This window comes from Psychrobacter sp. NG27, from assembly GCF_016106655.1.
Taxonomy (GTDB): domain Bacteria; phylum Pseudomonadota; class Gammaproteobacteria; order Pseudomonadales; family Moraxellaceae; genus Psychrobacter.
This window is the reverse complement of record NZ_JADGIN010000027.1, coordinates 1-804: the sequence shown is the minus strand read 5'-3', so window position 1 is coordinate 804 and position 804 is coordinate 1. Positions and strand designations below refer to the sequence as shown.

1 protein-coding gene is annotated in these 804 nt (G+C 41.7%); it reads left to right on the top strand.

Features of this window, described 5'->3' with window-relative positions:
• Nucleotides 1-75: 75 nt before the first annotated feature.
• Nucleotides 76-777 (top strand): IS1 family transposase, encoded by a 702-nt coding sequence (locus tag IP485_RS13695; protein WP_198327771.1) that lies wholly within the window; start codon nucleotides 76-78, stop codon nucleotides 775-777.
• Nucleotides 778-804: the final 27 nt, after the last annotated feature.

Genomic DNA, 804 nt, shown 5'->3' with positions numbered 1-804 from the left:
TGGTGGTGTATCAAAAAGTATGCTGAGGAATTGAAGGAGGGGTGATAGCCGAAGCAAGATGATATATTTGAGGTTATGAAGACACAAATAGAAATCAATTGCCCCGACTGTCACAATTCCAGTTTAAAGAAGAATGGCATAAAAAGCTATGGCAAACAGAATTACCAATGTAAGGACTGCAAACGCCAGTTTATTGGCGATCATGCCTTAACTTATAATGGCTGCCACTCTAGAATAGAAGACCTCATACGGCTCATGACAGTTAGGGGTTGCGGTGTTAGAGATATAGCCGTTATTGCTTCTGTTAGCATGGGCAAAGTGCTCAGTACCATAGGTTCATCCGTTTATGAGATTGCTCCTAAAAAGCGCTACTATGACCGACTAGAGGTTGATGAGTTCTGGACTTACGTGTACCGTAAGAAACGTAAAGTCTGGCTTATTTATGCTTATGACCGCGCTACTAATGAGATAGTCGCTTATGTCTGGGGCAAACGTGACTTAAAGACCGCTAAAAAGCTGCGAGCCAGGCTTAAGCAACTTAAGGTTCACTATGGTTCAATCAGTATGGACAACTGGCGTAGTTTTAAGACGGCTTTTACAGCAGATCCTAAGCAGATTGGTAAAGAGCATACTGTGGGTATAGAGGGTAATAACTGTCGTTTAAGGCACCGGTTGAGGCGAGCCGTTAGAAAGACATGTTGCTTCTCTAAAAAGCTCGACAATCACTTTAAAGTATTCGATCTGTTATTCTTTTATATTAACTATGGTTATGTCTGATGCCAGCATACTTTTTAGAACACCACC